We start from the raw sequence: 8,737 nt of genomic DNA on the forward strand, positions 1-8,737 counted from the left end.
GTCAGAATAATATATCTGCTGATATATCATCTGACTTAAATTCTAGCATTATTAACTTAATGACATTGCCGAAGCGCTTTTTGATTATTTTACTTTATGAATCCAGTTGAACTTATCTGGAAGTTTACCCCATTGGATACCTGTTAAAGTATCATATAATTTCTGAGTTAATTCACCAGTCTTGAAGTCATTGATAAGAACTTCTTCACCCTTATAACATAATTCACCAACTGGAGAAATAACTGCTGCAGTACCTGTACCCCAAGCTTCTTTTAAAGCACCAGTACGTCCTGCTTCCATTAATTCATCAACACTTAGATGACGTTCTTCTACTTTATAGCCCCAGTCACGAAGAATTGTTAACATTGAATCTCTTGTAACACCTGGAAGTACTGAACCTTCAAGAGGTGCAGTGACTACTGTATCGTTGATTAAGAACATGATGTTCATAGAACCAACTTCTTCAACATACTTTCTTTCCTGACCATCTAGCCATAATACCTGAGTATAACCATGTTCTTCTGCTTTAACCTGAGCAGCAAGTGAACCAGCATAGTTACCACCACATTTAGTGAAACCAGTACCACCCTTTACAGCTCTTACAAATTCATCTTCGATCCAGATCTTAACTGGTGCAACACCTTCAGGATAGTAATTTCCTACTGGTGTTAAGATAATAACGAATTTATATTTATTTGCTGGATGAACACCAACACCTGGTTCAGTTGCAAACATGAATGGACGAATATATAAAGAAGTTTCAGGTGCAGTAGGAATCCAATCCTGTTCATACTTAACAAGAGTTTCTACTGCTTCTACGAAGTCTTCTTCTGGTAATTCAGCCATACATAAACGTTTGTTTGAGTTTCTCATACGTTTCGCATTCATTTCTGGACGGAATAACTGAACATTTCCTTCAGGATCACGATAAGCCTTTAATCCTTCAAAAGTTTCCTGTGCATAGTGAAGAACCATTGTGGCTGGATCCATCTGAATTGGAGCATATGGTACAATACGTGCATCATGCCATCCTTTTTCAGAATCCCAATCATATACAAACATATGATCTGTAAAATATTTACCGAAGCCAAGATTTGACTGATCAGGCTTTTCTTTAAGAGTCTTTGCTCTTTCTACTTTGATTTCCATTATTAAAATCCCCCTTTAGAATTGTTCTCATTATAGTACTATCATTTGCTAGATGCAATACAAAATGAGGAAATAATACAAAAGAATTTATATAATTTATGGAAAACAGAAAAATAGCACTAAATCACTTTAACCTGCAAACTCTTTTCTAATACTGTAAGAGCGGCTTTTTCTAGGTTTTCATCAAAAGAAGCACATCCTTTTGTATCTACTTCAATTAAAGCTTCAGGAAGCGCACTCTTAATCATAATACAATTAGAAATGACACAAATATCAGTCACTACTCCTACAACTCTTACTTCTTCGTAAGCTGTATCCTTTAATAAGTTCGCAAGCATTAAAGATGGGAAAGTATTTTTTTCAATCACTGTATGATTTCTACTTAAAGACTGCAATTCTCCATAAAGTTCATGTCCTTTTGTCTGCGATATACAGTGAGGAACAGGTAAATTCTTACCTTCCTGTGTTTCTAGATAGTTATTAAAGTGTGTATCTTTAGTAAACCAGACATCTTCACCTTCTTCTTCATATTTCTTTACTAATGAAATGATATAAGGGGCAATCTTGGTTGCTTTTTCAAATCCAAGTGCACCATCCACAAAATCATTCTGATAATCTACAACAACCAGTAGTTTCTTGCTCATGATTAAACCTCCTTTTTTATTTATTATAAACCACTTTCATATGTTATAATAGGGGACAGAGAGGTGTTTTTTATGGATAAGAATTTATTAGGTATGTATGATTTGAAAATTGAAAGATTAAAGAAAGCATTAGAAAGAAATAACATGACTTGTGAAGTGCTTAATACTGAAGAAGAACTTCATGATTATTTCAAGACAATTTTCAAGGACCAAAAGGTAGTGGCAGTAGGCGGTTCTATGTCACTTGATGAAATGCATGTATTGGATTTAGTACGTGCAAGTGATGTGAAGTTTCTTGATCGTTATGCTAAAGGATTAACTAAAGAAGAAATCAACGCAATACATCATGAAGCATTTAATGCGGATATTTATTTAACGAGTACCAATGCAATGACAACAGATGGCTGCTTATATAATATCGATGGCAATGGTAATAGAGTGGCCGCAATGATCTATGGACCTAAGGATGTTTATGTCGTTGCTGGTGTCAATAAGATCTTTGAAACAGAGGAAGAAGCCATTGATCATATTAAGAACGTGTCAGCACCAGCAAATGCAATCAGATTAAACCGTCAAACAGGCTGTGCTGTTGCTGGTAAGTGTGTCAATTGTATGTCAGATCAAAGAATCTGTGCATCTTATGTCAAACTTGCACGCCAGGGAAACAAGGATAGAATCCATGTAATTATTATGAGACAGGAGTTAGGTTATTAATATGAAAGCAGGAATACTATGTCCTATCTCTGCACTACCATCATCTTATGGTGTAGGAGATTTTGGAAAGAACGCATATAGATTTGTAGATCAGCTAAAGAAATCAGATATAAAGATCTGGCAGATCTTACCACTTAATCCTTTAGCATATGGTAATTCACCTTATCAGCCTTATTCATCTTATGCTGGTGATGAACTTTATATTGATTTAGAAGACTTAGTTAAAGATGGATTACTTGAAAAAAGAGAACTAAAAACATTTAATAAACAGGCTGAAACAGTGGAATATGAAGCTGTGCGTGCACATAAAGAAAACTTATTAAGACTCGCTTATAAAAGATTTGAATTTAATGATGATTTTAAGCAGTTTGTGGAAAACAATAAATGGGTTGAGGGTTATGCATTATTTCGTACCTTTAAATTAACAAATGAGGGAAAGCCATGGACAGAGTGGCATGAGGAATATAAGAAGTTCCCTAAACATCAGTCTTTTGAATTATTACCTTTTGAGAAAGAAATCAATTATCAGGAGTTCTTGCAGTACTATTTCTTTAAACAGTGGTATGCATTAAAGAAATATGCGAATGATCAGGGTATTATGATTATAGGGGATATGCCTATTTATGTAGGATTAGATAGTGCTGATTGCTGGTTAGATCAGGAAGACTTCTTATTAGAGGAAGATGGCACACCTTCATTTGTAGCAGGTGTACCACCTGATTATTTTAGTGAATTTGGACAGAGATGGGGTAACCCTATCTATGACTGGGATCATCTAGAAAAGACAAATTTCAAGTTCTGGATTGATAGAATTCATAGTGCAAATAAGCTTTATGATGAAGTACGTATTGATCATTTCCGTGGATTTGATACTTATTGGAAGATTCCAGCATCAGAACCTACTGCAGTAGTAGGGGAATGGGTTGAAGCACCAGGCTATGCACTATTTGACAAATTATTTGAAGAATATCCAGATACACATATTCTTGCTGAAGATCTAGGATTATTAAGAGATGAAGTATATGAATTAAGAGATCATTATAATTTCAAGGGAATGTATATCTTCCAGTTCCATTACAAGGATGAATTTGATTTTGATAAGGTCGTTGTATATAGCGGTACACATGATAATGATACATTAATGGGATGGTATAGTAATCTTGATGAAGATACAGTAAAGGAAGTGGATTTACTTCTTGAAGGTTATAAAGAACGTAAGAAACATCGTCAAATGATTCATTACTGTATGGATCTTCCTGCCGAGTCTGTCATTATTCCTGTATGGGATCTTCTAGGAGAACCAGAAACATCACGCTTTAATACTCCAGGTACAATTGGATCTCCTAACTGGGAATGGAAGATGTCTCGCTTTGCAGAATTAAATAAGGAAATGAAATTCATGAAGAAAATCATTCATGATACGAATCGAGATGAAACTCTATGAAAAGAGCTCTTGTATTAAGTGGTGGAGGATCAAAAGGAGCCTATGAAGCAGGTTTCTTACTTGCTGCAAAAGAATTAAACCAACATTTTGATATTGTGACAGGAACTTCTATTGGTGCTCTTAATGGTGCGTTAGTCGCTATGGGAGACTATGAAGGATTAGAGTATACATGGAATATATTAGATATGGATCATGTCTTTAATAATGCCCCTGATTTAACGGATTTAAGAGATGACTTTATGACAACTTCTTTATTTAATAAGGAAGAGGGAAGTAATTTGTCTGAACTTAAAGAATCCATTGCCCAGCAGACATCTTTAGCTCAGTCTTTTTTAAGATATTATTTCAAAAACAAAGGGGCAGACAATACACCTTTTGTAGAACACTGCCGCGGACTGATGGATGAAGAACGTTTATTGTCTTCACCTATTGATTTTGGTATATGTACAGTTCAGTTTCCAAGTATGAAAGCATGTTATAAGACTAAATCAGAAATGGAAAGAGGACATATGCTTGATTATTTACTTGCAAGTAGTGCCTGCTTTCCTGTCTTTCCAATGACAGTAATAAATGGTAATAAATATATTGATGGAGGATTTAGTGATAATCTTCCTATTGATCTTGCCTTAGATATGGGTGCAGATGAAATAGTCGTAGTGGATATGCATCTTATTCCAGTTCATCCACAATATATCAATCGTCCTTCTATTCTTTATTCATGTCCACCAGTTGATTTAGGTGGTTTTATGGACTTTAATAAGGATGTACTAGAAAGAAATAAGCGTTTGGGCTACTTAATGGCTTATAAGCTATTTGGAAATTATGAAGGCAATCAGTATACTTTTCTTCCTTCAAATCAGACAGTATTTCATGATTACTATAAACAATTATTGATGATGGAAAAAGAAATGAGAGGATTCTTTAATAGTAATTCTTCAGAACTGACATCTTTATTATTAGAAGCCAATCATCAAATGATCTTAAATCTCAAAGATTATACATATATTACTTTAGATTTTATTGGAGAATTAATGGGCTTTGATGATTTAAAGGTTTACGCTTTTGAAGAATACAAGAATATGATTCGTCATGCATTTGAGAAATATATGGAGAAGGATTATTTCCCTCAGGAACTAAGTCTGACAAGGGTCAATCTATCTTTCTTACAAAATCATCTCAACAGAGAATCTATTGTGGGATTCTTTCTACATCAAATGAAATACAAGGAAGCAATGGATATGAAGTCATATTATACGTTCTGTAAAAAGGAACTAATGATGGCTTCACTCATTTATTTATTAATAGGAGGTTTAACAGATGAACATCATTAAAAGGAAATGCCAGAAAGAAGATATAAAAGAAGTTATTTCTCTTTTTAATGAAGTGATTGAAACAGGACTTTATCTTGAAGAAGACACGCCTGTTCTTGATGATTTTATTGAATCATCATCATATTGTGGTGTGATGCTTGATGATCATCTATTAGTAGGTGCTTATTTGATTAAATCTTTAGGAACAGGACATTGTAAGCATATTGCAACTTGTTCTTATGCAATTAAAGCTGACTATAAGAAAGAACTAGATAGTCTGATTAAAGACTCTTTGGAACAGGCATTTAAAGCTGGATATGCAATTATGCAATTAAATACAGTTACAAAAACATTAAAGGCAGTTTTAGATACAGTAGGCTTTAAGAGTTTAGGAATGATTCGTGATGGCTTTAAAACGTCTAAAGGTGATTATGAGAACACTTATGTTTTATATCGTACTCTAGATGAATCTGTTTTAGAATGTAAGGAAAAACAGGACCCTATGTCTATTGAAATCAGTCATATCTCAAAGAAGATTCAAAATAGAGGAATTTATTGGATTGTATCAGAAGTCAAACATTATCGTATACAAACAAAAAGAGAATACTCTACCTTTGATTATCGTGATCTTCATTATCAATCAGAAGAAGATATTAAAAAATTTGTAGAAAATATTTTCCATAAGTATTATATTGAGAATGAAAAAAATCATGATACTGTGCATGTTTTATCCGTTCATACATCTAAGGATGATGCAGTAGCTGAATGGATCAAAAGAGATGATCTAGAATTACAGAAGCAGATGACAAGCATGCATAGTTTTTCAAAGGGAGTTAAATAATGAAGGGACTGAATTATAAAAGAATTGGAATTTATCTTCTTGGATTATTGATTTTAGGCTGTGGTATTGATCTCAATACAAAGACACAATTAGGTGTGTCACCCATCATCTCTGTAGCCTATAATATCGCCTATCTCACGCATATTCCTATTGGTGTAATGACTTTTATCTATTACGTTTTACTTGTCATTATTCAATGGATTTTACTCGGTAAGAAGTTTGATTATTTTCAATTCTTACAGATTCCAGCCAGTCTTGTCACAAGCTTCTTTATTCAGCTGTTCGATGGAGTTATTCCCGTCGCTTCTAGCTTTCCAGCTCGTACAGCCATGCTTATTCTTGCGATTGTAATTACGGGCATTGGGGCATCGCTCACTGTAGGTATGAAAATAGTACCTAATCCTGCTGATGGCTTAGCAAGTGTTATTGGCGAAAAGTGTCATAAAGGCTTTGGTTTTGGTAAGAATCTCTTTGACGGTATTTCTATTATCATTTCACTTATTATCGGTTTTGTCTTTACTGGTGGTATTTTGGGTATTGGACTAGGAACAGTGATTTCTATGATTTTTACAGGCCGTGTGATTGCCTTGCTTGAAACAAGTATTTCTAAACTCTACTCTTCTGTTACAGAAATAGAGTTTGTTGAATAAAGAAGATTAAAAAGGCAAATATGCTCATCTATACATATCTGCCTTTTTTTGTGTGCAAGAATGGCACTAATTCAGTCAGAGATAGTCCGACCACAGGTAATTACTGCCAAGTGTAGTGAACTACAAGACGATACTATAAAGGTTGGAGTGAAGGAAATACGTATCATACCAAAGGCAGATGTAAGTGGCGCATTAAATATCATGCGTAAAAGTAGCGTTGTGGATGTAAATATTCTATACAGTAGAGGCGAAGTGGACACGCAATAAGAATAAGGATTGCCTAGCAATAGGTGGTCAATATTTTTAAACGGATGCGTAAGCATCCTAGAAGCCTTGACTTCTAATACGGAGTATTAAGTCAAAGTAGTTCACTATTAATCCTAAATTTTGGGTAAAAGAATAGGGGATAGACCTGGCTTGGTCAATCCCCTTAATTACTATCAAAGTTAGTTTGAAATTATCATGTAAATGTAGCGCCGTATACGAGACTTGTTACATACGGTGCAATGGGAGACGCAGTAATATTGATTAATCTTAGAACTGATACTATTTCTCGTCTACCCTATTATGATTAATTATCTAAGTCTTCACCGTTAGTTGCAATGACTTTTTTATACCAATCAAAAGATTTTTTCTTTATGCGTTTAAAAGTACCGTGACCATCATTATCTCTATCAACATAAATGAAGCCATATCTCTTTTCCATTTCACCCGTTCCATTAGAAATAAGATCTATACATCCCCAAGTTGTATATCCCATTAAATCAACACCATCTTCATCCACTGCATCTTTCATTGCTTGAATATGTTTCTTTAAGTATTCAATACGATAGTCATCTTGAATTGAACCATCTTCTTCAATCTTGTCTTTGGCCCCCAAACCATTTTCAACAATAAACAATGGCTTTTGATAACGATCATAAATTTCGTTCATAGTAATTCTTAATCCTAAGGGATCAATTTGCCATCCCCAATCACTTGTATCTAAATATGGATTAACAACTGAAGCAAAAATATTGCTTTCTGTTTGTTTTCCCTTGTCAGGATTAGCACTAGAAACACGAGATGAGTAATATGAGAAGCTAATAAAATCTACTGTATTTTCCTTTAAAATATTTACATCATTCTCTGCAAATGGTATTTCTGCATTTCTTTTTTCAATCCATTTTAAGGCATAGTTTGGGTAATAGCCTCGTGACTGCACATCAATAAACATATAACTTTCTCTATCATCACAAATTGATTTCCAATAATCTTCAGGATTACATGTTTCAGGATAATAAGAACCCGCAGCAAGCATACAACCTACCATATTTTCAGGATTTATCTCATGAGCTAATTTTGTAACTAGAGCACTTGCAACTAATTCATGATGTGCGCAGGTAATCATGGCTTGGGTTTTATTTTCACCTTCTTTAAATCTTAATCCTGCTGCTACAAATGGGAAATGAAGAATCATATTGATTTCATTAAAAGTGAGCCAGTATTTAACTAAACCATTATATCTTTCAAATAATACTTTAGCTAATTTAACAAAACAATCAATCATTTCTCTATTACGCCAGCCACCAAATTTATGAATTAAATGCATTGGGCAATCAAAATGATTAATTGTGACTAATGGTTCAATCCCATATTTTTTACATTCTTTAAAAATATTTTCATAAAATAATAATCCTTTTTCGTTAGGTTCCAACTCATCACCAAGAGGGAAAATTCTTGTCCAGGCGATAGATAACCTAAAAGTTTTAAAACCCATTTCTCCCATTAACGCAATATCTTCCTTATAGTGATGGTAAAAATCAACGGCTTGATGACTTGGAAAATAATGATCATCGATTCGATCTATCCACTTTTCTCCAGTCCCAATCGCATAACGATCTGATCCATGGGGCATTAAATCTACATTGGCTAAACTGTTAAACCGCAAACTCTACCCATCTGATGACTGCAAATTATATTACCCAATATAATAATGTATTTTT

The 8,737-nt window shown here is 34.0% G+C and carries 8 protein-coding genes; 5 read left to right on the forward strand and 3 right to left on the reverse strand.

Features of this window, described 5'->3' with window-relative positions:
• Positions 1-84: 84 nt before the first annotated feature.
• Together ACFOZZ_RS11725 and ACFOZZ_RS11730 are read right to left on the reverse strand one after the other, a co-directional pair.
• The gene (locus tag ACFOZZ_RS11725) at positions 85-1,149 is read right to left on the reverse strand and encodes a branched-chain amino acid aminotransferase (RefSeq protein ID WP_006507057.1); all 1,065 of its coding nucleotides are present in this window, start codon (positions 1,147-1,149) and stop codon (positions 85-87) included.
• A gap of 119 nt (positions 1,150-1,268) precedes the next feature.
• Positions 1,269-1,793 carry a cysteine hydrolase family protein gene (locus ACFOZZ_RS11730; protein WP_055234124.1) on the reverse strand — a complete coding sequence of 175 codons (525 nt, stop codon included), beginning with the start codon at positions 1,791-1,793 and terminating at the stop codon, positions 1,269-1,271.
• A 72-nt stretch (positions 1,794-1,865) separates the two neighbouring features.
• Here ACFOZZ_RS11730 and ACFOZZ_RS11735 point away from each other — a divergent pair, with 72 nt between their 5' ends.
• Genes ACFOZZ_RS11735 through ACFOZZ_RS11755 form a run of 5 tightly spaced genes read left to right on the forward strand, consistent with a single transcriptional unit; the run spans position 1,866 to position 6,752 of the window.
• Positions 1,866-2,507: a lactate utilization protein gene (locus tag ACFOZZ_RS11735; protein WP_278780811.1), complete on the forward strand. Its 642-nt coding sequence runs from the start codon at positions 1,866-1,868 to the stop codon at positions 2,505-2,507.
• A 1-nt stretch (position 2,508) separates the two neighbouring features.
• A complete protein-coding gene (gene malQ, locus ACFOZZ_RS11740) occupies positions 2,509-3,951 on the forward strand; it encodes a 4-alpha-glucanotransferase (protein ID WP_055289608.1) in 1,443 nt (480 codons plus the stop codon).
• Entirely contained in the window at positions 3,948-5,282 is a 1,335-nt protein-coding gene (locus tag ACFOZZ_RS11745) for a patatin-like phospholipase family protein (protein ID WP_055234127.1), read from the forward strand. Before malQ ends, ACFOZZ_RS11745 begins: the two co-directional genes overlap by 4 nt.
• The gene (locus ACFOZZ_RS11750; protein WP_055234128.1) at positions 5,269-6,102 is read left to right on the forward strand and encodes a hypothetical protein; all 834 of its coding nucleotides are present in this window, start codon (positions 5,269-5,271) and stop codon (positions 6,100-6,102) included. Before ACFOZZ_RS11745 ends, ACFOZZ_RS11750 begins: the two co-directional genes overlap by 14 nt.
• The gene (locus tag ACFOZZ_RS11755) at positions 6,102-6,752 is read left to right on the forward strand and encodes a DUF6198 family protein (protein WP_279147367.1); all 651 of its coding nucleotides are present in this window, start codon (positions 6,102-6,104) and stop codon (positions 6,750-6,752) included. Before ACFOZZ_RS11750 ends, ACFOZZ_RS11755 begins: the two co-directional genes overlap by 1 nt.
• Before the next feature lie 571 nt (positions 6,753-7,323).
• Here the strand turns inward: ACFOZZ_RS11755 and ACFOZZ_RS11760 are convergent.
• On the reverse strand, positions 7,324-8,682 hold the full coding sequence (locus ACFOZZ_RS11760; protein ID WP_376815298.1) for a 6-phospho-beta-glucosidase: 1,359 nt from the start codon (positions 8,680-8,682) through the stop codon (positions 7,324-7,326).
• Positions 8,683-8,737 lie beyond the last annotated feature (55 nt).

Source organism: Catenibacterium sp. GCM10023432 (assembly GCF_042651925.1).
GTDB classification, from domain to species: Bacteria; Bacillota_I; Bacilli_A; order Erysipelotrichales; family Coprobacillaceae; genus Catenibacterium; species Catenibacterium mitsuoka.

Bases quoted from the DNA above. Each gene is read 5' to 3' on its own strand.
- ACFOZZ_RS11725 (WP_006507057.1), bottom strand. From the start codon at position 1,149: ATGGAAATCAAAGTAGAAAGAGCAAAGACTCTTAAAGAAAAGCCTGAT.
- ACFOZZ_RS11730 (WP_055234124.1), bottom strand. From the start codon at position 1,793: ATGAGCAAGAAACTACTGGTTGTTGTAGATTATCAGAATGATTTTGTG.
- ACFOZZ_RS11735 (WP_278780811.1), top strand. From the start codon at position 1,866: ATGGATAAGAATTTATTAGGTATGTATGATTTGAAAATTGAAAGATTA.
- malQ (WP_055289608.1), top strand. From the start codon at position 2,509: ATGAAAGCAGGAATACTATGTCCTATCTCTGCACTACCATCATCTTAT.
- ACFOZZ_RS11745 (WP_055234127.1), top strand. From the start codon at position 3,948: ATGAAAAGAGCTCTTGTATTAAGTGGTGGAGGATCAAAAGGAGCCTAT.
- ACFOZZ_RS11750 (WP_055234128.1), top strand. From the start codon at position 5,269: ATGAACATCATTAAAAGGAAATGCCAGAAAGAAGATATAAAAGAAGTT.
- ACFOZZ_RS11755 (WP_279147367.1), top strand. From the start codon at position 6,102: ATGAAGGGACTGAATTATAAAAGAATTGGAATTTATCTTCTTGGATTA.